This window comes from uncultured Sanguibacteroides sp. (assembly GCF_900543425.1).
Classification (GTDB): Bacteria; Bacteroidota; Bacteroidia; order Bacteroidales; family Marinifilaceae; genus Gabonibacter.
In genome coordinates this window covers 1-26,920 of the sequence record NZ_UQRQ01000023.1, presented here as the reverse complement: position 1 = coordinate 26,920, position 26,920 = coordinate 1, and the positions used below count along the sequence as shown (strand labels likewise).

Sequence of the window (26,920 nt, the reverse complement as noted above, 5' to 3'; positions counted from 1 at the left end):
GATGTGGGTTATTCTACTTTTATTTTTTTGTTCTTTTTTACTGTCTTCCCATCTAAAGTTATTCCTTCAATAAGTATGGTGTAGTTTCCTGTCACGTCTCCCGTGTAGAAAGAATATTCAGCGGGTTGTCCGGGACATAACGAGATAACCGGCTCCCAAAACAGGGTTATTCGTTCGTCTTTTTCGGGAGCATTACGTATGGAGTCGATATCGTATTTAGGAACGTAAAATTCGTCGGGAATTTGAATCCCCATCGGTCGTATCCGGTTTATGTTGAAATGAGTCGATGGTTTTTCAAAATGGTAATCGGGTTGTGTCGTAATTAAAAGAACCGGATCCCCATTGAAAACAGTTTTAGCAACTTCTCCTCTTAATAGAGTGACTCCCAATAAATACCTTTTGGGAATCATGTTAAAGAACGTGTAACTCTCTTCGAATCCGTTTAAAACTATGGGAATAGGATCGAAAGGTTGCCCTCCGATCTCACATATATAATTCCGATAAGCCATAAGTCCGGGTATTTTCCGGGCAATGAGTTTGACGATGTTCTCTTCCGGGTCAGCGGCGATCTGGGCGGAGTCCAACCGGTAGAGATCATCGGCCCAATTGTCGTATTTGGTGTATTTTTTTGGCGAAGCCTTACGATTTACTTTTACTTCATTTAACAGGTATATTTTTTCCCCGTTCTCGTAGTAATAGCTTTGGTGAAATTTTTGATAGAACTCATTATCTTCTTTTCTGATTCTCTCGTTGTAAGGAAAAAAGTTGGACACGGTTAAAAACGAGTCTTTGTCGAAATGGATCTCTACCCGGTTTTTGCCTTTTTGATTGGTCGCCCTGACGACGAATTTTGTTCCGTCGGTAAAAAACAGTTCATTGTTACTGAAATTCCCGGTAGAGTCAGTAAAGGTCATAGATACATCCCCCTTGTCCGAGATGAAAATTAAATGGGCCCTTTCAGAAACTTTTCCCCAGACATTTTTCACTTTCCCGGTGATGGCTTGTCCCAATTCTAAGTAAAAATCCATTTTCCTGGGTTGATTTTTTGCCAGATCCGCCACGTTAAACCGTGTCCAGCCGTGTGTTAACATGACCAGATCCAGGTGCCGGTCGATTTCAGCGGTCGTGTCGCTGAAATAGTATCCCGGTTCCTCGATGTACCCCTTCAAGTCGGAGGTCATCAGTAAGTTGGATTGGATATTGTCGTTATAGGATACGGTATCTAACCCCGAATCTTTCACCACGGCCATGGAGAACGATCCTTGGGTGGCGTTGGAGTCCAGGAGTAAGCGAAGGTCTACCTTTTCCCTCGGGCCGAACGTTTCCTTACCCGTGCCGATCTCCATGTCAGCTTGCTTCCTGGGTCGGATAAAAAACAGGCGTTCACTGTATACCTTGTAGGAGGAATCCAGTAAAACGGCTTGTATTATTCCTTCCGGCAGATCGGAAGTAATGATTTTTCTCTTTTTGTGTTGTTCGTCGACGGGAATCAGGTTAAGGAATTGTCCTCTGCATTGTATCAACAGGGAAAGTTTCTTGGAAAAAATAGTATTATCCGCCGTTATGATGTCATAATAGATACTGGAATCACTATGTGCCACCTGGATTCCTACCCCGTTGTTAAGAACGGGTGGCAGATCGAAACGTTTGGTGATACTATTGTCGTTCGTGATCTCCGCGTAGTAGTGTTTGCCGTCGTAGGCGGGGAGTTTGAAACTTCCCATTCCCTTGTGTTCGCTTTTGATATGCACAATGGGCACGCTGTCTAAATAGACAGTTCCCTCGATTTCGGTTGAGAGTCCGTTGGAATCGATAGCTTTGAAGGCAACTCGCTGGTAGTTGTTATTCAGTAGATTACCTCCTTCCGGGAAAAATTGCACGTCGAAGTCGGTTGTCTCCTTGGGTATATAGAGGTAGCGGTCGCACTCTATGGAAGAGTTATCCCTGGTACTCAGGTGTATGGAATAATCATCGGGTTGAAGTTGAACGCGTAAGATACCGTTATCGTCGGTACGGACAGAACGGGTTTTGCCCGCTTGATTGGGTTTGTTTACTTGATATTGGAAAAGCTGTTTATTGTAGACGATATTCATGGCATTCGACAGCTTGATCTCTGCCGTTAGCGTACCGTCTTCCTTACGGATGTATTTTACTTCGGTGTTAATTCTGGCTTCGTCCGGGTTTGCTACCCGGATATTTTTTTTAAAGAAGTAATCGGTACCCTCGTTTTGCATCCAGTACGTGAAGGCCCGTATGCAGTAATCTCCCTGTTTTATATCTTTCGGTAAATTGATGTTCCCGTAGAACGTGGAGTCCCACTCCCTGAATTTGAGGCGTTGAATGATGGAATCCCTCTTGTCCGATAGTTCCACGTATATGAGCCTGCTGATAATAGCCGGGGTATTAGTAAAGGCGTTTACCATATAGCTTCTGAACCAGATCGTGTCTCCTGCCTGATAAATGTCTTTGTCGGTGTGCAGGTAGAGTTTTTCTTTGGGATATTTCTGGAAAAGGTTATGAAACCTGTCAGCTGTTTTCTCTTTAAATGGAGGATTTTCATGAGCAGTATAGGCTGAAATTACCATACTCAATAATAGTAATATTCGGTTCATGGTAGGTTAGATTGGGTTTGTTTTTTAGTATTGTCTCCCTAAGTTAATGTTTTTTGTTTCGAATATACTTAAGCGAGTGAATTTTTATGTAAAATTAAGTATTGTTTTGTTGGAAAAATATTTATAGATAAAATATTATTCTTCTTCTTTTACAAACCCGCTTAATCTTAACGTGTAAGTTTGAGAGGAGATATTACAAAATATTCGGATGGTTTTAGAGAAATGTCCCAGGGAGTTGGGTGTAAAGGTAATTTGAATTTTTTCTGTTTGATCGGGCAGTAGAGGTGCTTTATTCCATTTTACATCGGTACATCCGCAAGATGTTTCTATTTTTTTTATAATTAATGGAAAACGGCCTGTATTTTTGATTTCGAATATAGCTTTTTTTGACTCGTTATACCGGAAGGTATCTAAATTGACGGAGTCCCGGCTTACTACGATTGTCGTCTGTTGTTGTGGTGGTTTGTGGAAGGTAGAATTCTCTGAAAACAGGAAAGAGAGAATAGCGATAGAGCTAACGACGATGATGATGAGCGGGTACTTCTTTTTCATTTTTTTCTTGTATTAGAGAATATAAAGATAAAGGTTATCGGAAAAAAATCGATATATTATGAAATAAAATCTGAAAAATAAAAAAATGAAATGATTTAGTCTGTCAAAAACAGTCAATGCTTTTTGATTTTATTAATTTTGTATCGCTTTCGGAATCTATTCGTTGAAAGGTAAATATAATTATTATATGAGTGATGTCATTAATCATGAATGCGGGATCGCATTCATTCGGTTATTAAAGCCCTTGGAATATTATCGGGAAAAATACGGGTCATACCTATACGGTCTAAATCGTTTGTATATTTTGATGGAAAAACAGCGCAACCGGGGACAAGACGGTGCTGGGGTGGTAGGAGTAAAGTTGGATATGGCTCCGGGTTTCAAATATATGGACCGGGTACGTTCCTGTGATGCCAATCCCATTCAGGAGGTGTTTGATAAAATTCACGAATCTATTCGTGCGGAGGAGCTAAAGGAAACAGATGCGGTTTGGAACAAGCAGAACTTTCCGTTCGTTTCGGAGATTTACCTGGGGCATTTGCGTTACGCTACTTTTGGAAAAAATAATATAGATTACGTCCATCCGTTGAAGCGGGCGAGCAATTGGCGTTCCCGTAATTTGGCTTTGGCGGCTAATTTTAACCTGACAAACGTGGATGAATTGTTTGAAAGTTTGATTCAGGCGGGGCAGCATCCTCGGAACTATTCCGATACGGTAACCTTATTGGAAAAAGTCGGTTATTATCTGGATAATGAGATTCAGGATCGATACCGGGATTACCGGGACCAGGGGTATGTTAAGCAGGATATTTCGCCTTTGATAGAAGAACATTTGAACTTGGTCGATGTCTTATCCAAAAGTAGTGCCGATTGGGATGGTGGATACGCGGTTGCTGGAGTGGTGGGGCATGGAGATGCTTTCGTTATGCGTGATCCCTGGGGTATTCGTCCGGCCTATTATTATAAAGATGATGAGGTGGTTGTCGTGGCTTCCGAAGGAGCTGTCATTCAGACGGCATTCCGGGTAGACGATACGAATATACGGGAAATTCGTCCGGGATATGCCCTGATCATAAAAAAGGATGGTTCTGTCCGGGAAGAATTGGTCCGGGAACCTCGACAAAAAAGCAGTTGTTCTTTTGAACGGATTTATTTTTCACGGGGAAACGACCGAAGTATTTATCAGGAACGGAAAAGATTAGGGGAATTATTGACTCCCCAACTATTGAAGGCGATAGATGGAGATCTGGATAATACCGTTTTCTCTTTCATCCCGAATACTGCTGAAACTTCTTTTTACGGAATGGTAAAGGGAATACAGCAGTACCTGGTGGAAGATAAAAAAAGATTGGTACGGGAAGGGAAGGCAAATTGGTGTGAAGAGACGTTAGATGCTATTATCTGTAAAGAACCTCGTGTTGAAAAGATTGTCATTAAGGATGCTAAATTGCGTACTTTTATCACCGGAGACGAAGGACGCGACGATATGGTCGGACACGTGTATGACGTGACATACGGAGCGGTAAAGGATACGGATAATTTAGTGGTGATAGATGATTCAATCGTTCGGGGCACAACGTTAAAGAAAAGTATTTTACGGATATTGGACAGTTTGCATCCGAAACGGATTATTGTCGTATCATCGGCTCCCCAGATACGATATCCGGATTGTTACGGAATAGATATGAATCGGATGGGAGAGTTTATAGCCTTTAATGCGGCAATAGAGCTATTGAAAGAGCGGGGAATGGCACATTTGATTGATGAGGTCTATCAAAAATGTAAACAACAGGAAGGACTTCCGAAAGAGAAAATACAGAACCATGTGAAAGAGATCTATGCTCCTTTTAGTGACGAAGAGATTTCGGAGAAGATTGCGCAAATGGTGAAAAGTGAAAGTATACGGGCAGAAGTGAAGGTCGTATTTCAGACGGTAGAGAATTTGCATAAAGCCTGCCCGGGTAATGACGGTGATTGGTATTTTACAGGTAATTACCCGACTCCCGGAGGAAATAAGGTGGTTAATACGGCCTATATCAATTGGATTGAAGGGCGTAATGAACGTTCCTATTGATCCGGATTTTTTATTCAAAATAATCGAATAAAAAATTCCGGGGAGGAATAAGGGGTCCTCGCCCGGAATTGGGATATATTCCCTTTTGGTTATTAATCGTTATAAATCTATTGTTTTAGATTTATTTGTTTACGCCATTATAGTAAAATAGGTTCACTAAATTTGTGAATTATTCTATATATAACAATAAATTAATATTTTCTTGTGACGGATAAATATCCTTTTTCGTATATAGAATACGCCAACCTTTATCAGGTATTACTCTTTTTTTTTATTTAACATTTCGATAATGTTTTTTTGATCTTTTCCATTGGAAATGCCTTCTAAAAGGGAGAATAGAAGGATAAGTATCGGACGTGTAAATTAAACGGATTTTCCTGACTGACAAAATCGCTATTGGTTGAGAAAAACGTTCATGTACAGGTATTTACTCGGTTTTGATCGACAAGGGACGTAAAGGTAATGGAGAAATCCGGTGTCTCGGTTTAAATCTTATTTATCTTTTCATAAAACGATCCATCTCCCGTTTGGCATCTTTTGATTTCAAAGATTCCCGTTTGTCGAACTCTTTTTTACCGCGGGCCAGTGCGATCCGGAGCTTGGCAAACCCTTTTTCGTTTAAAAAAAGACGAATCGGCACGATAGTCAGGCCGGATTCTTTTGTTTTACGTTCCAGTTTGTTTAACTCTTTTTTCATGAGCAACAGCTTACGTTCGCGTCGTTCGATATGATTGTAATAGGTGCCTAACTTGTATTCGGCCACATACATTCCTTTTACCCACAATTCTCCATTATGGAAATAACAATAGGCATCTACCAGACTTGCTTTTCCGGCACGAATCGATTTGATTTCGGTCCCTGTCAATACAATACCGGCCGTGTATTCTTCCAGAAACTCGTAATCGAAAGAGGCTCGTTTATTTCTTATATTGATGTTTTCCATAATTTTTTTCTTTACGCGTTAATAGCCGGGATTCTAAAAATAATCGTTAAGAGTCTCGTGATGATGATGGGGGTACAAATAATCAGTAACCCGATAATAATAACAGCGCTTTTCTTGTACCGTGTATTTAATTCCGATATGGTATTTAGCCCGATGTATAGAGTCCTGAGCGAGAGAAGACTTAAAATGGCCATCACGTCTCCGATGAAATTTTGCGGAAAACCGACGGCAAGGCTATGAAACAGAATGAATACGGCCGAACTGTAGACAGATAGTTTCAAGGCTATCGTGCCTGAATTTATAGTTTTGTTGGAAAGATATTCCCGGGTAAGACGGAAACAGACATAACATCCCGCGGTACAGGCAATGAAATTAATAATTCCCCATCCCAGAGAGACCATGACATCGTTGCTCATAAGCCTGAATAAAAAGACCAGGATGGAAAATAGGATTGACGGCAAGATGATGTAATTTCTGAAAAGTTCAATTCTTCCCGTCTCGTCCATTCTGATTGTGTTCCATTCTACTTCCGGGCTTGTCAGCAAATGTTTCAATCGAATTGCTATGTATTTTAAATGTACTTTACTCATTTGCCTTGCAAAAATATGATTTTTTATTCAATTAGGATTCTATAATCTTATTTTGTTTTGAAATGATTGGGGATGGGTATGTTTTCAGGTTATTAAATAGTTGAGTCGTAAATAAATTTTTTTAAAATTTCACGTGTGGGAAGTAACATTTTTTTTGTTTTATACGTTTATTTCGTATTTGAAGTGAATGGACAAGGTTTTTTCGTTATCTTTTCATTTTCATTGATTTAATGACAGAAGCTATGGAAATTTTTTATGCATCGTTGCCTATTCTTTTATTGATTGTTCTGATGGGATTCTTTAAAATGTCGGGAGATAAAAGTAGTGTAATAACTTTGCTGGTAACGGCATTCTTGGCTTTGTTTGCTTTTCATAGTTCGGTACAGGATACGGCACTTGCTTTCGTGTACGGAATGTTAAAGGCGTTGGTACCTATTCTTTTTATTATTCTGATGGCTATATACAGTTATAATGTATTGTTGCATACGAAAAAAATAGAGGTGTTGAAGCAGCAATTTTCTTCTATTTCTACGGATAAGAGCATTCAGGTGCTTTTGATCACCTGGGGATTTGGTGGATTGTTGGAGGGAATGGCAGGATTCGGTACGGCTGTTGCCATTCCGGCTGCCATATTGATTAGTCTGGGTTTCCGTCCGCTTTTTTCAGCTGTCGTGAGTTTAATTGCCAATAGTGTCCCGACTGCTTTCGGTGCTGTTGGGGTTCCCGTGATTGTTTTGGCTCAGGAAACGGGTTTGCCGGTAAGTTCTTTGAGTACGGCCGTGGTTCTTCAATTGTCCGTATTGATGTTTTTAGTGCCTCTCGTCCTTACCTTTTTGGCAGATCCGAAGCTTAAGTCTTTACCTAAGAATATTGTATTGAGTATATTGGTCGGAGGTTTTTCTTTGGCGGCCCAATATTTATCGGCTCGCTATATAGGGGCGGAAACTCCGGCTATTATCGGTAGTATTGTTGCGGTTGTCGTTATTATTTCTTTTGGGAAGTTGACTCGTAAAAAGGGAGAAAAAAAAGTAAAATCTCCATATCGAGGAAAAGAGATCGTATCGGCATGGATGGTTTATGTTTTGATTATGTTTTTCGTGTTGATAACAAGTCCGTTATTTCCGGCGATAAAGAACTCTTTGCAATCCGTTTGGATATCGACTGTTTCTTTTACCATTCACGGAGAGGAGAATCGGTATGTTATTCAATGGTTGACGCAAGGGGGGATTCTTTTGTTCTTAGGTTCTTTTATCGGGGGATTGATTCAAGGAGCTTCTGCCGGGGTACTGTTGGGTTTGCTTTGGAAAACGTTCGTTCAATTAAGAAAAACGATCGTTACGGTGATCTGTTTGGTCGGACTCTCTTCCATCATGGAGACAGCCGGAATGATACAGGTATTGGCGATGGCTTTATCTGCTGCAACAGGGGCTCTATATCCGGTTTTTGCCCCGACAATCGGGGCTTTGGGTACTTTCTTAACCGGAAGCGATACTTCGGCTAATATTCTTTTCGGAAAACTGCAAGCAGGTGTTGCGGAACATATTCAAGTGGATCCCGGTTGGTTGTCCGCGGCAAATACAGCCGGAGCGACGGGTGGAAAAATTATCTCTCCGCAAAGTATTGCCATTGCCACATCGGCAACCAATCAGCAGGGACAGGAGGGGAATATATTGAAGGCGGCTATTCCTTACGCATTAGCCTATGTCATTATTACAGGAATTATTGTTTATTTTTTCGCGTGAGAGAATATTTAGACATGAAAGATAGTATTTTTGGAAAGATGAATGTATTACAATGAAAAAGTGGGATAAAATCCGTTTTTCAAATTAAAATATAGTATATGAAGATAGGTTTATTTATTCCCTGTTATGTCAACGCGATATATCCGAATGTTGGTGTGGCTTCTTACAAGCTGTTGAAGTCTTTAGGGTTGGATGTGGATTATCCTTTGGAGCAGACTTGTTGCGGCCAGCCCATGGCGAATGGCGGTTTCGAACACGATTCGGCCGGGTTGGCGAAAAAGATGGAGGAGTTGTTCGAAAAATACGATTATGTAGTCGGACCTTCGGCCAGTTGTGTCGTTTTTGTCAAGGAAAATTATCCTCGATTGTTACATAAAGAGGAGCATGCTTGTATCAGTAGCCGGATATACGAGATATGTGAATTTTTGCATGACGTGATGAAAGTAGATAAGTTGGATGCTTGTTTTCCGCATAAGGTAAGTTTGCATAATAGTTGTCACGGAGAACGTTTATTACATCTCTCTTCACCGAGCGAGTTGAATATCCCCCGGTTTTCCAAGTTGAAAGATCTGCTTTCCCTGGTAAAGGGCGTGGAGGTTCTGGAACCGAAACGGGTAGACGAGTGTTGCGGTTTCGGGGGCATGTTTGCCGTGGAAGAGGCGGCTACCTCTGTGTGTATGGGAGAAGATAAGGTGAGGGATCATATGTCGACCGGAGCTGAATTTATTACCGGAGCTGACAGTTCTTGCCTGATGCATATGGAGGGGATTATCAGGCGGGAAAAATTACCGATTAAAACGATTCATATCATTGAAATTTTAACATCGAGATCATGAGTACACATGCTAAAGCAGCCGAGAAATTTATAGCCGATAAGGAACGGACCCAATGGCACGACCAGGCCCTTTTCTTTGTTCGGGAGAAACGCGATAAAATGGCTTTTGGAGTACCGGAGTGGGAGAAATTGCGGGAGATGTCAAGTCGTATAAAACAACATACCATCAGCCATCTGGCTTATTATCTGGAAGAGTTTGAAAAACATGCCACGGAAAACGGGATTCATGTGCATTGGGCTAAGGATGCGGAGGAGCACAATCAAATAGTATACGATATCATTAAAAAACATGGCGGTAAGAATTTGATAAAGAGTAAATCCATGTTGGCCGAGGAGTGCGGGATGACTCCTTTTCTGGCAAAACGGGGTATTGATGCCGTAGAATCGGATCTGGGAGAGCGTATCATGCAGTTGATGGGAACTCCGCCCAGCCATATTGTTTTACCGGCCATCCATGTAAAGCGGGAAGAGGTAGGGAAGGTTTTTGAAAAGTACCTGCACACGGAACCGGGAAATAGTGATCCTACCTATTTGACCCATGCGGCTCGGGCTAATTTAAGAGAGAAGTTTTTACATGCCGATATTGCCATGACGGGAGTGAACTTCGCCATTGCTTCGTCGGGGGCTTTTGTAGTCTGTACCAACGAAGGAAATGCTGATATGGGAACTTCTTTCCCGAAGGTGCATATTGCCATCATGGGAATGGAAAAGGTAATTCCCGATTATGATGCGTTAGCCGTGTATGTTCGTTTGTTAGCCCGTTCCGCTACCGGACAGCCTTCCACGACTTATACTTCACATTATAAAAAGCCGGTGGAAGGACAGGAGATGCATATTGTGATCGTGGATAACGGAAGAAGTGATATATTGGGTAATCCTGACCATATAGGTATGTTAAAGTGTATTCGTTGCGGTTCCTGTATTAATACCTGCCCGGTATACCGTCGGACGGGAGGGTATTCCTATTCTTATTTTATTCCGGGACCGATTGGAATTAACTTGGGGATGTTGAAGTCTCCGCAAAAATATTCCGGTAATGTGTCGGCCTGTTCTTTGTGCTATTCCTGCTCCAACGTGTGTCCGGCTAAAATTGATTTAGCCGAACAAATTTATAAATGGAGACAGGAAATGGACCGGTTGAACTTGGCAGATCCGATGAAAAAGTTTATGGTGAAACGTATGAAATGGGTCATGAATCATCCCGATTTGTTCTATGCGACGATAAAAGCAGGACGCATTGCAGAGCATATGCCTCGTTTTGTATTGTACAATAGTTTGGATCCTTGGGGAAAAGGACGGGAATTACCCGAGATCGCTCCGGAAACTTTTCATTCCATGTGGAAACATAATAAGATAGACCATGAGTAGCAAAGACGATATATTAAACAGAATAAAAGCTCATCCGGTACCGGAAGTAGAGCGGCCCGTGATGGACTTTGAACCGATGACCTTTGACGATAAGATTCAACATTTTATGGAGATGGCCCAAGCGGTAGGGTGTGATGTATTTTTACCTGAAAAAGGGGAGGATATAAACGAGATCATTCGAAAACAATATCCCGAAGCTAAAGTGATTGTTTCCGATTTGCCGGGTATCACCTGTGCTACGTTAAACCCCGATACGTTGACAGATCCCCGGGAGTTAAACGGGACGGATGTCGGAGTTATCAGTGGCGAATTTGGCGTGATCGAGAACGGGGCCATATGGATCAAGCAAAATACAAAGTATAAGGCGCTCTATTTTATTTCGGAGTCCCTGGTTATCGTATTGGATCGACGTCAGATCGTGAATAACATGCACGAGGCTTATCGCCATCCTCGTTTTGACGATTTCGGGTACGGATGTTTTATCGCGGGCCCCTCGAAAACGGCCGATATAGAACAAGCTCTCGTTATAGGAGCACACGGGGCGAAGGCGGTGACGGTAATATTAGTGGATGAAGAGATTTAGAGATTTAATGATTTAGAGATTTAATGATTTAGAGATTTAATGATTTAGTGATTAGGAGATTTGGTGATTAGGAGATTTAGTGATTGGAATTACGATTTGCGGAATCATCCGATCGCCAAATCACCTGATCCGTTTGTTGTCTGTATTGTCCCGAAAAGACTTTGCTATTTTTTATTATTGCCCGATACCTACTGTTTCGTGCTGATCGTGCTAGCGTTAATTGCGGAAGTATGGAATGACTAAGACTCCTGATTTATCAATCTCCGGTCAAAGAAATTTATGTTTAATGGTAAATCGTAAACCGTAAATTAAAAATCAAAAAAAAATTGATGTCGGCAAATTTCGTGATGAAGTAAATAGAAAAGAAAATGGAGTGTCTTTCTTTTAATAAAGAATCATTATAGGATTATGTTTATTTTTGTAATGTTCATTATAATTGTTTAACAATATGTGCGTTGTTGTTTGATTCGGTTTGTTCTGTTAGTCTTGTATTAAAATATTTTCATGCTTTATTGTCTTAATTGTGAAGAAGTGATACGGCCGAATAGTGACTTGATAAATTTCTCGAAAAATACGTAAATGGCCAATGGTTTTATGAAAAAAATACATTTGTTTTGTTTTAGTTTGGTGAATGACGTGAAATTTGATGTATCTTTGTTTGTGAGATTTAATAAAATTGTTAGGTGTCTGCTAATTTACTACAAGAGTTAAAAACGGGTGATGAACAAGCATATAAACGCTTGTTTCGGGTGTATTACGCCAATTTGGTCGTATATGCCAGTACGATATTAAAGGATCGGGAAGTAGCAGAAGATATTGTTCAGGAGTTATTTATCAATTTTTGGTACGAGAAAAAATACGAGAGTATAAATTCGGAGTTGGAACGTTATCTGTTTCGGGCTATTCGTAATAATTGTATCAATTATATACGGAACGAGAGAAGGCATAACGATCGTTTGGTTCGTATGATCGTAAATGAAAAGGAAGAGTGTAAGGTGGATTTGGAGGAGATGGAAGAGCGGGAAGAACTCTATCGGGCTATGAATCGTTTGCCGGAGCAATGCCGACGTATTTTTGATCTGTGTTGTGTAGAAGGCATGAAGTATCAGGAGGTGGCCAACCAGTTGGGAATTTCTATAAATACCGTTCGGACGCAGATGGCGAGAGCTTTTAAATCATTACGAATTTCTTTGCGTGGAAAATCGTTCACTGCTTTATTATATTTTATCTTCTTAAGGTATTCACAATCAGCGAAAACCAAATAGAATAAATTTTTTTCTAAAAAAAACGAAATCCTTGTCACATTAAATAGAAGTTTTGGAGTCTTTTGACAAAATACAAGGTTAGAAAGATATGCAAAATTCTATTTGGGAAATAATTGCTGCCAAAATTAACGGGGAGGAATTGACGTTAGAGGAGCAATTGATTTTAAAGGAATGGTTAGAATCTGAGGTGGAGAATCAAGTCGTGCTGAAGAAATTAGAGGAGTATTATTTTGATTGCAAGCAGAAAAAGTATATCGATGTTGATGTTGCTTATCAGATTTGTATAAAGAAGATTCAAGAGAAGCGTAAGACCAGATATTTGAGAAATATCAAGAAGTGGGCTTATGCGGCTTCTGTTTTCTTGTTGTTTTCTTTTTCTTTCTACTATTTTTTTCAGAATAGGCCTGCACGGGTAAAATCGATGGAATCATTGAGTATTCAGGGGGGAGAGACAAAAGCTGTTTTGACGTTGGCTTCCGGAGAAACTTTCACATTGAATTTAGGTAAAATTTTTACTTTGGTAGAGAAAGGACAGGTGATCAGTAATAAGAAACAAGGGTTGGTTTATTCTGTGCAAGGAGATAGTCTTGCTTCGAGTAACGAGGATCTGAAACTTCATTCTTTGGAAGTACCTCGGGGAGGGGAGTATCCTTTGGAATTGGAAGACGGTACGAAAATCTGGTTGAATTCGGAATCCCGCTTGAGATTTCCGTTAGCATGGGGACCCCATGAGCGGCATGTATATATCGATGGAGAGGCATTTTTTGAAGTGAAAAAAGATTCGTTGCGACCTTTTATCGTGACAAGCAAAGGGGTCGATATTCGGGTACTTGGAACGAAGTTTAATATGGCATCTTATGAGGGTAGTTCAGAGATAGTTACAACCTTGGTTGAGGGCGCCGTGGCGATTCAAAACGGAATAGAAACCTTAGGAGTTTTAAAGCCGGGAGAACAAGCCGTATTTGATTCGATAGGAGGAAAAATGGATGTACGTCAGGTAGATGTTACTTTATATACTTCCTGGAAAGACGGGTATTATAAATTTGAAGGAACGACCCTGGAGGAGATCATGAATACGTTGGCTCGATGGTATAATATAGAAATTCATTATACGAGTGAAGAGTTGAAGGGGATAAGATTTTCCGGCAGGATAAAACGTTACGGTGATATTCATGAATTCCTGGATGTTTTAGAAGGAACGTATGATGTTGGTTTTCAGATTGAAAATAGAACTATAACTGTGAATAAAAAATAAAACTGAAAATGCTTCCAACATTTTCAGTTTTAGATAACGTGTCCCTTTGTCAAATGCGCGTAGACGTGGGATACAATGTTTAATTACTAAACGCTACAAATTTATGAAAAAGAAATGGATTTTTGCCATGTCACGTGGAAAAACGTGGTTGCAGGAAATTTTATTTACGATGGGAAGGATTACTTTTTTTATTCTTGCAGGGACAATGCTTCTCTCTGCGAAAGGTTTTCCCCAGAACGAGACAGTCAGCATTAAGATGAAAAATGCGACGTTGATCAAAGTCTTTAAAGAAATCACAGAACAAAGCGGGTATGATTTTCTTTATAATTATGATCTGATAAAAGGGGAGAGTCGCGTAAACGTGGAAGCGTTGAATGTAGAGGTAAAAGAGTTGCTTCAAGAGATTTTAACACCTCGCGGTTTTGCTTATGAATTTAAAGAAAATTTGATCGTTATCCGATTGGCTCCTAAAGTAACGGCTCAAGATAGTACGAAGAAGGAACCTATCGTGATCAAGGGAGTTGTCGTGGATGAGAAGGGCGTCTTCTTACCCGGGGTTACCGTTCTTGTAAAAGGTACGACCTTGGGTGTGGCTACGGATAATAATGGTGCTTTTCGAATTCCAATACCCCGGGATACGGCAACTTTAGTTTTTACTTTTATCGGGATGCAGACTCAAAACGTAAAGATCAATGCCTTAAAAGAGGGTGAGGTCAGAAAAGATTTGAGAATTGTCATGAAGGAGGATAAGGTTGCGTTGGAGGATGTCGTTGTGACGGGATATTCCAATATCCGGAAAGAGAGTTTTACGGGAAATGTGACAACGGTAAACCGGGAACAATTATTGAGAACCAATAGTAAGAATATGCTTGCGGCTGTTCAGACTTTTGATCCTTCTTTCCGAATCCGGCAAAGTGCGTGGGGATCCGACCCGAATAGCTTGCCTGAAATCAATATCCGGGGAGAGTCCAGTATCGGTATGAATAAAAGTCTGGAATCGGAATACATGAAACAGACACAACGTACCAACCTGAAAGATAACCCTAACCTGCCCGTATTTATTTTGGACGGTTTTGAGGTAGATGTTCAAAAGATATACGATATGGATATGAACCGGGTGGAGAGTATCACTATTTTGAAAGATGCTGCAGCAACAGCGATGTACGGTTCCCGTGCGGCCAATGGTGTGATGGTAATCACTACGGTTGCTCCGCAACCGGGAGAAATGCGGGTTACTTATAATTTTACCGGAGGCTTGGAGTTACCGGATCTTTCCGATTATAACCTCTGTAATGCTGCCGAGAAATTGGAAGTAGAACGGTTGGCCGGTGTTTACACGGCTTCGTCTCCGAGTAGCCAACCGAATAGCGATCAGGATTATTACAACAAATTGAATCAGGTCTTGAAAGGTGTCGACACCGATTGGCTGGCTCAACCTTTACACAATGTGTTTAACCACAAACATACGGTTTACATAGAAGGTGGTGTGGAGAGTATACGTTATGGAGTTGATTTCTTCTATGATAAAAATGGCGGAGCGATGAAGGGTTCCTATCGGGATCGCGTCGGAGCCGGTATGTCATTGGATTATCGTTACAAGAAATTGCAAATTCGGAATTATATCTCTTACGCGGGAACGCGTTCCGAAAACTCGCCTTACGGTTTGTTCAGTACTTATGCTTCTCAGCAACCTTACGAGGAGATATACGATGAAAACGGCGAATACCTGAAATATCTCAAGAGTGGTATCAGTCCGCAGGCAAACCCCCTGTTCGATGTTACGTTAGGAGGATTTGACGGCCGGACCCGTTATCACGAGTTCCAGGATAACCTGAACGTGAATTTATTTATTTTGGAAGGATTGCAATTCAAGGGACAATTTAGTGTGACTAAATCCACTCAGAAAGAAGAATCTTTTATAGATCCTAAGTCTGTATATGCATACCGTAATTCCGGTAATTACAATGAAAACGAAAGAGGACAATTAACGCAGACTTATACGGATGATTACAGTTGGAACCTAAACGCCATGTTTTATTATAACAGAGCATTCGAGAAACATTTTATCAATGCTACGGCCGGAATAAACATCAAAGAGGATAATTCCAATTCTCATACCATGGTGTTTGAAGGATTCCAAATGGAAGGGATGTATAATCCTTCTTATGCTAAAAGACAGCCGGATAAGGCTTCCGTGGCAGAATCGACTTCCCGCCTGATCGGGTTCTTGGCTTCTGTAAACTACTCTTATAACGATGTTTATCTTTTCGACGGATCCATACGTTTGGACGGATCTTCACAGTTCGGGTCGGATAAGAGATACGCTCCTTTCTGGTCAGTTGGTGCCGGTATCAATATCCATAATTATAGCTGGTTGAAGGATAATTGGTTATTAAGCCGGTTACGGCTCCGGGCTTCTTACGGTAGTACGGGTAAGGTGAATTTCCCGTCGTACACGGCAATCTCCACTTATGAGGTGGATTCCGAACATTGGTACTATACGGGACCGGCTACTTCATTGAAGTACTTGGGTAATCCGAAATTGAAATGGGAAACGACAAAGACGACAGATGTCGGTTTCGAGTTGGGATTCCTCAACGATCGGATACTTTTGTCTGCCAACTATTATATTAAGAAAACCGTGGATTTGATCGATCAGATCTCCATTCGTCCTTCTTCCGGTTTCAGCGAATACCGGGACAATTCGGGTTCTGTCGAGAATAAAGGTTTTGAAATAGACTTATCTGCTACTCTTTACCAGGATAAAGACTGGATCGTTAGCTTCATGGGTAATATGGGAGGTAACAAGAATAAGATAACGAAATTGGGAGCTGCCGCAGAAGCTTATAACGAGGCTATTAATGAGGCTTATCAAGGAGGTTGGTCCTCTTATACGCAATATGCTCCGTTCACGAGATATTATAAGGGTGCTTCCACTACGGCTATTTATGCTGTACGTTCGGCTGGTATCGATCCGGCAAACGGTAAAGAAAAGTATATTAAAAGAGACGGTTCAAGTACTTATACGTGGGATTCCAACGACCAGGTTGTTGTCGGAGATCAATTACCTGACGCTCAGGGTTCTTTCGGAATCAATGTTAATTTCCGCGGTATTTATATGAATGCTACCTTCAGCTATCAATGGGGAGGACAGGTTTACAATACGACGTTGATGAATCGGGTAGAAAATCCCAATATTCAATCTCAAAATGTGGATAAGCGATTACTCACCGATAGATGGAAAAAACCGGGAGATATAACCCCTTATCGTAATCTTCAGAATAATGCAAGTACGCAACCGACCAGTCGATTTGTGCAGGATGAGAATGTTTTGGAATTTACCAGTTTATCTGTTGGTTATGATTTTAAGAAGGAGTTGATAAGCAAATGGAGATTAACGGCATTGGGTTTACGCTTCAACATGAACGAACTTGCTCGTTGGTCAACGGTAAAAGTAGAAAGGGGAACTAATTACCCGTACGCGTGGAACTATAGTTTTACCTTGAATATTAGTTTCTAACCTAAAAAGTAATAGAAATGAAAGATTATATTAAAATAGTGGTATTATTGATATCGTTTTCGCTTGCCGCTTGTGAAAGTTGGTTAGACGTGCAGCCGGAAACGCAAATTACCGAAGAATCCTTGTTAAAAACGGGAGATGGTTACAGATCAGTCTTGAATGGTTTATACAAAACCATGGGAGAGACAGCCTTGTACGGAAAAGAGTTAACCTGGGGTATGTTGGATTGCATATCACAACAGTATAAGTTGGAAGAAGATAACTTTTATGCAGGTCGGATTTGGAGAGATTTTGCAAAACTCGACTATACGACAACCAATTCGATCAGTTATTTAAAAACTGTTTGGACGGATGCTTATAATATTATTGCCAATGCTAATAACTTAATACAGAATATACAAAATGCTTCTTCTGATCTTTTCTCACAAGGAGAGATGGAGAAAAACCTTATTTTAGGAGAGGCTTACGCTTGTCGGGCTTTTATGCATTTTGATATGTTGCGGTTGTTTGCTCCTGCTCCGGTCAATGACGACGGGAAAGCTTATATTCCCTATGTGGAAACTTATCCCAGCCTCTATTCGCAAAAAATGGGCGTACAATCTGCTATTGATAAGATAATAACCGATTTGGAAAAAGCTCGTCCGCTTGTTGTCGTTTGGGATACTTCTCTCGTGGGAAGAGGAACTTTGATCAGAGGAGAGAGTCGATTCCATAATACATTCGTGTTCGGAACGGAGATTTACGGTAATCAGACTCTGAATGTGGAGAGTTTCTTTAAAGGACGCGGATACCGTATGCACTATTTTGCCGTTACGGCTTTATTGGCAAGAGCTTACCAGTATGCAGGCAGGTATCAGGAAGCTTATGAATGCGCAAAAGAGGTGTTGGATTTTAAAGTAAAGAGTAATTACGGTGATGAGTTGGCTTTCGATAAAGATGATTATTCCGGCGCCAGTACTACCAATTGGAATAATAAAAGAGATTTGAAAACGATCAGTAACCTGATTTTTGGAGTGTATAATGAAAACGCCTATGAAGATTTCGGGTTGTCTTACAGTTATGCACCTGAGTATACGGGAAGTGCGGGATGGTTTGTGCTCAATCTCGATGGACAGAAGGTTTTCCAGAACTATGCCGGCGTGGACGAATCCGATCGGGATTATCGTTATTTGCGTTTGACCTACCTTGCCGGAGGAGAGTATCCGATTTCCGGAAAGTATTATTGTAGTACGGATGAAACGACCCGGGATTATAATGCTACGGTTATTCCGTTGATTCGTGCGACAGAGATGAAATACATCATCGCGGAGTATTTTGCTCGTCAAAATAATTTCGGCGAAGCTAAAAGGATATTAGAAGATATCCGTACGGCAAGAGGATGTGTTGAAACCCTTAGTATTTCCAGTTGGGCGGATTTTGTAAACGAATTAATCCGTGACGCCCGCAGGGAGTGGATCGGTGAAGGACAATTATTCTATTTATATAAGCGTTTGAATGCAAGTGTTGATTTCGGTAATGGAACGGTTCGTCCTTATACTCGTGGTGAATATTTGTTACCGATGCCGACGAATGAAGGATTATGATAAATTTTAAATGATTTATAGATATGAAAAAGAGTATATATTTAAGTTTCCTTCTTTTTTTATTCTGGGCCTGTGAAGAAGAGAAAATTTTTACGTTTACGGATCGTCCCGAAGTTTTTTTCGATAAATTTTATATGAATGCGATCTATCCCGGTACGGAAGGGGCCGATTCGACCGTGATATCTTTCTTCCATTATCCTGATGGAACGCAGGATATAGAAATTCCGCTTGTTGTTTGTCTATCCGGAAATCTTTTGACGGAAGATCTTACGTTCGGTTTAAAAGCCGTTACGGAAGGCAGTACGGGTGAAGAAGGAAAAGAGTTTACCCTGGATCCCTCATACACGTTTAAGTCGACGACCGTCGGGGAAGATGCCGTAGATATCAGGGATACCATATACCTGAAAATACACCGGACTGCTAAAATGGATGCAGCTCCTGTACGGATTATCGTGGAATTGGTTCCCGGCGAAAAACTTAATTTGGGACAATGGGAGAGAAGAAGAGCAATCATTGTTGTTTCGACTCAGGTGTCACAACCTGAATGGTGGGATAGCGAGGTTACGAATTACCTGTTAGGAAAATATTCGGAGAAGAAGTTCAAATTATTCATGAACGAGATCGATAAGAATGGAGAGATGGGTAAAGAATTGATTGCAGAATCTCCTGATAGAGCCATTCAACTTGTTTTACAATTTAAAGAGTGGTTGCTGGAACAAAATCCTCGAATATACGATGATGAAAATAACGAGTACATGCAAGTAATGTTGTAATTTAAAATGAAGTTATTATGATGAAAAACAAAATATTGTTAGGATGTTTATTCCTCGCCACCTTGTTGATAGGTTGTTTTGACGACGAGGGAACATATGACTATAAAGAGATTAACGGTCCGGTATGGGATTATAATTATGCCTCTTCTCCGGTTTACATTCGTGCTTACGAGGGTGACTCCACGAAAGCTACGGTGCCGATGCATTTTGAAGGAGACTCTTCCAGCTTTAGGTTCGAATGGAGAACTTATGACGGAAAACTTTTCTGTGAGGATAGAGACTTAGCGATATCAACGGATACCTTGTTCGCAAGATTGGGAATTACGTCTTATACGGAAATTCCGCAGACCGGAACTTTTACTGCCGTTGACCAATCGACCGGAATGAAATTCGTCGCAAGACTTTGGTTTTATACATACGGAAGATACAGGAGAGGTAATGTGTTGATATTGTCTGAAAACGGAAGCGACGCTAAATTGTCGTGTTATTCCCAGACAACCCAAACCGTTAACGGCGTAAGTAAAGTCGTTTATAGTTTGCAAGATAATGTTTTCGAGAAGGCGAACGACAATATGAAGTTGCAGGGAACTCCCCGGGGGTTATACGCGAATCATGACAATGCGATCTCCTCTTCGATGGCTGCTACGACCGTATTGACGAATAAAGGTATTTATGTGGTCAATAACGAGAGTATGAGATTTGCCGGAGAGCTGAAAGATGAATTTATGAGTGGGACTCCTGCTAATTTTGATGTCGTGAGTGCATTCCATAGAGGTCGGATCTCTTTATTGGCGACGGCAGACGGGAAATTGTACCGGAGAGTGAAGACGGCCAGTTGGTTGGGAGGAAAATTCTTGTCGGAACCTTATATTGTAGATGAAAAAGGTTATGATGTGACAGGTTTCGGTTTGGGACGTACTCCGTCGGGAGGGTATATCTCTCCTTGTTGGGACGAAAAGAATCGAAGAGTGTTGATGATCAAGATGAATTCGGAACCTTATAATATTTTCCCTTTGACTTACGTGGATGGAGCTGATTATCCGGATCCTGTTTGGGCTATGCCGGAGGGAACAGAAGTTTTACATCTGTATGCAGGGGAGTATTACAACTACCTGGGAAATGTGTATCAGTATTCCATTATCTATAATGATAAAGACGGAAAAACCTGGTTGACCGATTTTATTGTTAATCGTGCTACCGGTTTGGTGGTTCAACATGAAGAAGCCGGCAAGCAAGCATTTCCGGGAGGAAATTTGCCTAAGGGAACGAAATTCCTGACCTCGGCTTCGGATTATGGAGCACCGATTTCCAATAACTATATCTTCTATTCCAAGGGAAAAGAGATTCATTATGTGAACCGGGAAAACAATACGACCGGTACGTTGATGGCTCCTTTCGCCGCCGATGTTACGGCATTTATCTATAATGCATCTAATATAGATTATAATAGATTGTATGTTGCATTGGAAAACGGAGATTTCTTTGCGATCGACATATCCAATATCATTACTCCTAAGATCATAGAAGAGACAAGGTTTAATGTGGGAGGCAAAATTGTTGATCTTTTGGAGTTAGCTTATAATAGTTATACTGATTTTTATAAGTAAACAGTTGTTGAGAAGTTCTGGTTAATGACTAATTTGGAAGGTATTCCAAAAGTACTTTTGGAATACCTTCTTTCCTAAATATTTGGTTGATTTGTAGAACTATAACGGTGTCGGAGCTGTTATAGAAGGGAAATGTTATATTGTATTTGTAAAATTGAAAAGAATTGGTAATGAAAAAAAGAGTTGTGATTTTCTTTGTTGTGTTTGCATTGTTCGGGAGCGGACAGGTTACCTTGGCAAAGCAAAAGAAAAAAGATAAGAGTCAGCCGGAAACGGAGACGGCTTATCAAAAATTGTTTAAAGGAAAAGCTTGTGAGACGGCAAAGGGACTTTTAACTATTCATAAAATGGACGGTAAGGTCTATTTTGAAATCCCGTTGGCACTACTGAACCGGGATATGCTTTTGGGATCTACTATTTCGGAAACGACGAGTAACTGGTTCGGAAGCGTGGGAGAAAAACCGACCGATCCCTTGCATATTGTTTTCACGAAAACGGATTCTCTTATCAGTTTATGTAAAGTAAACACGATGTATACCACGGAAGTGGAAAATATAAAAGGACGTATAGAGGCGAGTACAAGACCCGCGATATTATATAATTTCAATATTCTCGCTTATAATCCGGACAGCACGGCAGTTGTCGTGGATGTGACGGATTTTTTTATAAGCGATAACGAAGAATTGACACCTTTCTCTCCTTATGCACCGATATTGGGAAGCGGTCGTTGGATCGTGAAGGAGTTTAAAAAGGATAAATCCCAGTTGGGGAAAATAAAAGCATTTTCAGATAACGTAAGCGTGCAGTCTTCTTTAAGTTACGAGGTAAACGTACGGGACGGGAAATATTATTATGTCTACAAGTTACCGTTCACTTCGGTTTTGACCCGTAGTCTTGTTCTTCTACCCGAAGAACCTATGCGTCCCCGTATGGCTGATCCTCGTATCGGTATTTTCTTTCAGGGCGTATCTTCGTTTAGTCACGAGAATAAAGGTGTGGAAGCACTTTATTACGCTACCCGTTGGCGTCTGGAACCTTCTGATGAGGCTGCCTACCGGGCGGGACAACTGGTAGAACCGAAAAAACCTATTGTCTGGTATGTAGACAACGCTTTTCCCGAAAGTTGGAGAAAATACATCAAAGCAGGAGTTGAAGAGTGGCAGGCTGCTTTTGAAAAAATAGGCTTTAAAAACGCGATAATCGCGAAAGATTTTCCCACGGATGACCCGGAGTTTGATCCGGATAACCTGAAATATTCTTGCGTGAGATATTCGCCTTCCTGGATCGCGAATGCCATGGGTCCCTCTTGGACCGACCCGAGAACGGGGGAGATCTTAAATGCTTCTGTTTACTTGTACCATAATATGGTCGAATTGGTAACGAATTGGCGTTTCTTGCAAACGGCCCCGGCTGATCCGGACGTGCGTAAGATTGTTTTTGACGAGGAGACTTTGGGTAATTGTATTCGCTACGTGGTAGCGCATGAGGTTGGGCATTGCTTGGCCTTAATGCATAATATGGCCGGTTCTTCTTCCATCCCGACTGATTCTTTACGTTCTCCTTCTTTCACGCAAAAATACGGAACGACTTATTCTATCATGGATTACGCTCGTAATAATTACGTGGCTCAACCGGGAGATAAAGAACGGGGAGTGAAATTAACACCCCCGAATTTAGGTTTATACGATTTGTATGCTATTGCCTGGTTGTATACACCGATATTAGATGCCAAGAGTGCAAAAGATGAAGTTCCGACTCTGAATAGATGGATTAGTGAGAAATCCGGAGATCCTGTTTATCGTTACGGAAAACAACAGATTTTTTCTCGTTTTGACCCGAGTTCTTTAGAGGAAGATTTGGGCGATGACGCTATAAAATCGGCAACCTACGGTGTGAAAAATTTAAAATACGTGTTGGCTAACATGAGTGATTGGGTGGGAAAAGATGACCCCGACCTCACGTTCCGTCAAAACATGTACAACGAGATTCTTTACCAGTATGTTCGTTACGTGAATCATGTTTTATTGAATATAGGTGGTATCTATTTGAATGAACGCTATGACGGGGATCAACGCCCCAGTTATGCTGTGGTACCGAAGGAGAAACAACGACGTGCATTTCAGTTTTTATTGGGCCAGATCGGTCAAATGGATTGGCTTAATGCCAGAGAATTGCAGTCGAAGTGGCCGTTGAGAAGTGATATTTCTTCCGAGTTGGAAGATAAGATATTCGGAGCGGTAATGAGTCGTTTAGGGAGTGTCGCTTTAACAGCCGTAAAAGATGAAAATAAGAATACTTATACTCCGCGGGAATTTTTAAATGATGTGCAAGAGTATGTTTTCGAACCGACAAGAAAGGGAAAGACTTTATCCGTTTCGGAGAAAAAACTTCAAATGAAACTGCTTGCCAATATCATGTTGTTCTCGGATGTGGCCAAGAAAGGAATATCGGGAGATCCGTTCTCGATAACCGCGAATAGTAAGATGATAGAGGTTCCGGAGATCGTGAAAACTCTTCATCGGGAGAAGTACGGGATGTTACCCGTGGAATGGATGGGCATGTATTCCGATCAGCCTCAGATTGAGATTTGTAAAGAGATTCCGGCATTGGAGCAGAGTATGAGTATGGAACAAATGGAACGGCAGGGATTTGGTTATTGGGTGAATGTCAATAGCAATATGGTTGTGGAACCGCTTGATCATCTGTATTTCGATATGTTGAAGAAAATGCAATCCTTGATAAAAGCGAAGGCCAATACAGGGTCCGAAGATACCCGTCAACATTATCGTTTGCTACTCTATAAATTGGAACAGGCGTTGAAATAATTCATCATGGTAAATATGAAAGGAATACTATATATATTGATCACTTCTTTTTTCTTGTGTGGTTTTTATCAGGTCTCTTGGGCCAGAAAAAAGAAAAAGGAAGACAAGAAAGAAACGTTGACCCCTTATCAAAAACTTTTTCAGGGTAAAAAGATAAAAACTTCTCAGGGGTTGATGACGATACATAAAGTAGGGGATAAAGTATACGTGGAATATCCCCTGAACCTGTTGGGAAAAGATATGTTACTGGTTTCTTCAATCGAAGATATAAGCGATAACGGAGAAGGTGTTGTCGGGCAATTCGGCGGTTATTCTCTTCCTTTTCGTTTTGTACGTATGGACTCCACTCTACAGGCACGGATTTCACTTTTGGATAAACCGTTAAATCGTACCGGAGAACAAAATATGAGTGAGGCTATAGATCTCGCTAATGCAGGCGGCGTGTATGCATCTTTTAAAATTGCGGCGTATACTCCGGACAGTAGCGCTATCGTGGTGGATATGACTCCTTTGTTTATGGAGTATTCCCCCTACACTACACCTTTCGCCTCTTATTCTGCCAATTCATTTTATGGATACATAGCCCGCATTCATGAATTTAAAAAAGAGACCTCCTTCTTGAAAGACGTGAAAGCCTTTAAAGATAATATAATGGTTTCTTGCGAGTTAGGTTTTATTGAAAATATGTATTTGTTCGGGGCTTTCAAAATGTTACCGGCAGATATAACGGTTTCCGTGACGGCCAATAAGATGTTGTTGTTACTACCGGAAGAGAAAATGAAACCCCGGTTGGCAGATCCCCGTCTGGGAGTATCGTTTATGAGTGTATCCCAATTTCCGGATGGCCGGAAGCCGTTGGAAACTACTTATTTGACAAAACGCTGGAGACTTGAACCGAGTGATATGGAAGCTTATCAGCGGGGAGAATTGGTTGAACCCCTAAAGCCGATTGTTTTTTACATGGATACCTTGATCCCTTCGGTTTGGAAGACATACGTGAAGGAGGGAATCGAGGCATGGAACGAGGCTTTTGAAAAAATAGGATTCAAAAATGCGATTCGGGTAGTTGATTTTCCGAGAAATGATCCTGATTTTAATGCCAATAACATCAGTTACTCAACCATTCGGTATGCACCCCTCTGGATGGACATGCAGCGTTCTATGACTGTTGATCCGAGAACGGGAGAGATATTGAATGCATCGCTTTATTTGTATGATGGTTTGGCTTCGGATGTTCAATGGAGTCGTAAGGTAACGACAATGGCTGCCGATCCGAGCGTGAGGCAGAATCAGCTCTCTGATGATTTGATCGGTGATCTTATCCGTACGAGTGTGATGCGGGAGATAGGAATTAACTTGGGATTAGTCTATAATGCCGGAGCTTCAAGTGTTTATCCGGTGGATTCCCTACGCTCACCCTCGTTCACTCAAAAATACGGACTTAGTCCTTCTATTATGGATTATGTCCCGTGTAATTACATTGCTCAACCGGGAGATGTCGAAAGAGGTGTTCGTATGACTCCGAAAGGATTGGGAGAATATGATCATTACGTGATCAAATGGTTGTACCGACCGATTGCCCATGCCGCTCAGCCGGAAGATGAATTTGAAACATTGGATGGTTGGATAAAGGCGGAGCGTAATAATCCTTATTGTCATTTCGGGAAGATGCCTTATTATTATTATGACCCTACCACGTTTGCTAACGATTTGGGAGATGATCATTTAAAAGCCTTACAGTATGCCGTTAATAATTTGAAATTGTCCGTTCAACATTTTTATGAATGGTACGCGGAAGGAGATGCCGATCAAAGCAAACGTTCTATTCTATATAATATGTTGTATTCCCAATTACAGAAAAGGGTAAATGACCTGTCGGTGAACTTGGGCGGTTTTTATCAACGGGAAGCTTTTGATGATGAGAATATGACGAGTTATGTCGTGGTTCCGAAGGCGACGCAAAAAGCAGCTTTAAAAGCTATGGTCGATTTGGCGAAAGATCTTTCCTGGTTGGAAAATAAAGAGACTCTTCGTAACCTCGAGATAGGTAACTCTTATATCGACCGGATTCGAAGCTTTATTTTCGGAACGTTGACTTTCCGTTTGAAGTATGTGGCATTGGGAGCTGAAAAAGGAGGAGATTATTCTGTTGGAGAATACGTTGATGATATATATAAAGCTGTTTGGGAAGGAACCATTAAAAATCGGCCTTTGGAAAAGTACGAGATGGCGTTACAGCGTGAGTTCCTGGGAAGTGTGGTTGCTTCTTCGACGGTGGCGACAAATGCGGGCAATTTCGTTCCTAAGAAAGGGTTGGTGAATATGGAGAACGAATTGTCTGTTATAGACCGGAGAACGGCTGATCAATTAATGAAGGAGTATCGTTATTTCGTGCAGGATAAGAGGAATGTCATGGAAGAACAAAGCGGTTTTTACCCGAATATGAATGTGGTTATGCCAAGTGACTATATTCCGGTAAATCACTATTACGGAATGTTGTTTAAAGTTCAGACTTTGTTAAAGAATGCGCTCCCTAAAAGTACCGGTGATACCAAGTTACATTACGAGTATCTGTTGTATAAGATACAGAAGATGTTGGATAAAAAATAGATAGTCGGTATTTGGGGAAGGAATATTGTTGTGGTTTTTTACCGATTTAAAAATAAGAATAAAAACATTTAATCACTAATATAAAGTAAATCTATTGTATGGAAGAATCAATCGTAAAAGTTGAAAACCTATCCCATCGCTACACGATCCAGTGGGCGATCCGGGATATCAATTTCGAGATCA

The 26,920-nt window shown here is 41.0% G+C and carries 17 protein-coding genes; 13 read left to right on the top strand and 4 right to left on the bottom strand.

Annotated features, from left to right (window positions below):
• Positions 1-8 precede the first annotated feature (8 nt).
• Together QZR76_RS11555 and QZR76_RS11550 are read right to left on the bottom strand one after the other, a co-directional pair.
• Positions 9-2,612 (bottom strand): hypothetical protein, encoded by a 2,604-nt coding sequence (locus QZR76_RS11555; protein ID WP_294142977.1) that lies wholly within the window; start codon positions 2,610-2,612, stop codon positions 9-11.
• Between the two features lie 135 nt (positions 2,613-2,747).
• On the bottom strand, positions 2,748-3,164 hold the full coding sequence (locus tag QZR76_RS11550) for a DUF1573 domain-containing protein (RefSeq protein WP_294142976.1): 417 nt from the start codon (positions 3,162-3,164) through the stop codon (positions 2,748-2,750).
• A 187-nt stretch (positions 3,165-3,351) separates the two neighbouring features.
• Here QZR76_RS11550 and QZR76_RS11545 point away from each other — a divergent pair, with 187 nt between their 5' ends.
• A complete protein-coding gene (locus tag QZR76_RS11545; RefSeq protein ID WP_294142975.1) occupies positions 3,352-5,238 on the top strand; it encodes an amidophosphoribosyltransferase in 1,887 nt (628 codons plus the stop codon).
• Between the two features lie 496 nt (positions 5,239-5,734).
• Here the strand turns inward: QZR76_RS11545 and smpB are convergent, their stop codons facing one another.
• Positions 5,735-6,181: an SsrA-binding protein SmpB gene (gene smpB / locus QZR76_RS11540; protein ID WP_294142974.1), complete on the bottom strand. Its 447-nt coding sequence runs from the start codon at positions 6,179-6,181 to the stop codon at positions 5,735-5,737.
• A gap of 11 nt (positions 6,182-6,192) precedes the next feature.
• A complete protein-coding gene (locus QZR76_RS11535; RefSeq protein ID WP_294142973.1) occupies positions 6,193-6,771 on the bottom strand; it encodes a hypothetical protein in 579 nt (192 codons plus the stop codon).
• A gap of 242 nt (positions 6,772-7,013) precedes the next feature.
• Here QZR76_RS11535 and QZR76_RS11530 point away from each other — a divergent pair, with 242 nt between their 5' ends.
• The 12 genes from QZR76_RS11530 (at position 7,014) to QZR76_RS11475 (ending at position 26,737) form a co-directional block, all read left to right on the top strand.
• Complete coding sequence (locus QZR76_RS11530) at positions 7,014-8,513, top strand: L-lactate permease (RefSeq protein WP_294142972.1); 1,500 nt, start codon at positions 7,014-7,016, stop codon at positions 8,511-8,513.
• Positions 8,514-8,611: 98 nt separating this feature from the next.
• A complete protein-coding gene (locus tag QZR76_RS11525) occupies positions 8,612-9,349 on the top strand; it encodes a (Fe-S)-binding protein (RefSeq protein ID WP_294142971.1) in 738 nt (245 codons plus the stop codon).
• Positions 9,346-10,716 (top strand): lactate utilization protein B, encoded by a 1,371-nt coding sequence (locus tag QZR76_RS11520; RefSeq protein WP_294142970.1) that lies wholly within the window; start codon positions 9,346-9,348, stop codon positions 10,714-10,716. The genes QZR76_RS11525 and QZR76_RS11520 overlap by 4 nt, the downstream gene beginning before the upstream one ends.
• Positions 10,709-11,299 carry an LUD domain-containing protein gene (locus QZR76_RS11515; RefSeq protein ID WP_294142969.1) on the top strand — a complete coding sequence of 197 codons (591 nt, stop codon included), beginning with the start codon at positions 10,709-10,711 and terminating at the stop codon, positions 11,297-11,299. Before QZR76_RS11520 ends, QZR76_RS11515 begins: the two co-directional genes overlap by 8 nt.
• A gap of 683 nt (positions 11,300-11,982) precedes the next feature.
• The gene (locus QZR76_RS11510) at positions 11,983-12,564 is read left to right on the top strand and encodes an RNA polymerase sigma-70 factor (RefSeq protein ID WP_294142968.1); all 582 of its coding nucleotides are present in this window, start codon (positions 11,983-11,985) and stop codon (positions 12,562-12,564) included.
• An 88-nt stretch (positions 12,565-12,652) separates the two neighbouring features.
• Positions 12,653-13,819 carry a FecR domain-containing protein gene (locus tag QZR76_RS11505; RefSeq protein WP_294142967.1) on the top strand — a complete coding sequence of 389 codons (1,167 nt, stop codon included), beginning with the start codon at positions 12,653-12,655 and terminating at the stop codon, positions 13,817-13,819.
• A gap of 103 nt (positions 13,820-13,922) precedes the next feature.
• Positions 13,923-17,339, top strand: coding sequence for a SusC/RagA family TonB-linked outer membrane protein (locus QZR76_RS11500; protein WP_294142966.1), 3,417 nt, complete (start codon positions 13,923-13,925; stop codon positions 17,337-17,339).
• A gap of 17 nt (positions 17,340-17,356) precedes the next feature.
• Entirely contained in the window at positions 17,357-18,922 is a 1,566-nt protein-coding gene (locus QZR76_RS11495) for a RagB/SusD family nutrient uptake outer membrane protein (RefSeq protein ID WP_294142965.1), read from the top strand.
• Positions 18,923-18,945: 23 nt separating this feature from the next.
• Positions 18,946-19,695 carry a DUF4843 domain-containing protein gene (locus QZR76_RS11490; protein WP_294142964.1) on the top strand — a complete coding sequence of 250 codons (750 nt, stop codon included), beginning with the start codon at positions 18,946-18,948 and terminating at the stop codon, positions 19,693-19,695.
• Between the two features lie 17 nt (positions 19,696-19,712).
• Positions 19,713-21,302 (top strand): PKD-like family lipoprotein, encoded by a 1,590-nt coding sequence (locus QZR76_RS11485; protein WP_294142963.1) that lies wholly within the window; start codon positions 19,713-19,715, stop codon positions 21,300-21,302.
• Between the two features lie 170 nt (positions 21,303-21,472).
• Positions 21,473-24,127 carry a zinc-dependent metalloprotease gene (locus tag QZR76_RS11480; protein WP_294142962.1) on the top strand — a complete coding sequence of 885 codons (2,655 nt, stop codon included), beginning with the start codon at positions 21,473-21,475 and terminating at the stop codon, positions 24,125-24,127.
• 6 nt (positions 24,128-24,133) lie between these two features.
• Positions 24,134-26,737 carry a zinc-dependent metalloprotease gene (locus tag QZR76_RS11475; protein WP_294142961.1) on the top strand — a complete coding sequence of 868 codons (2,604 nt, stop codon included), beginning with the start codon at positions 24,134-24,136 and terminating at the stop codon, positions 26,735-26,737.
• The last annotated feature ends 183 nt before the right edge of the window (positions 26,738-26,920 follow it).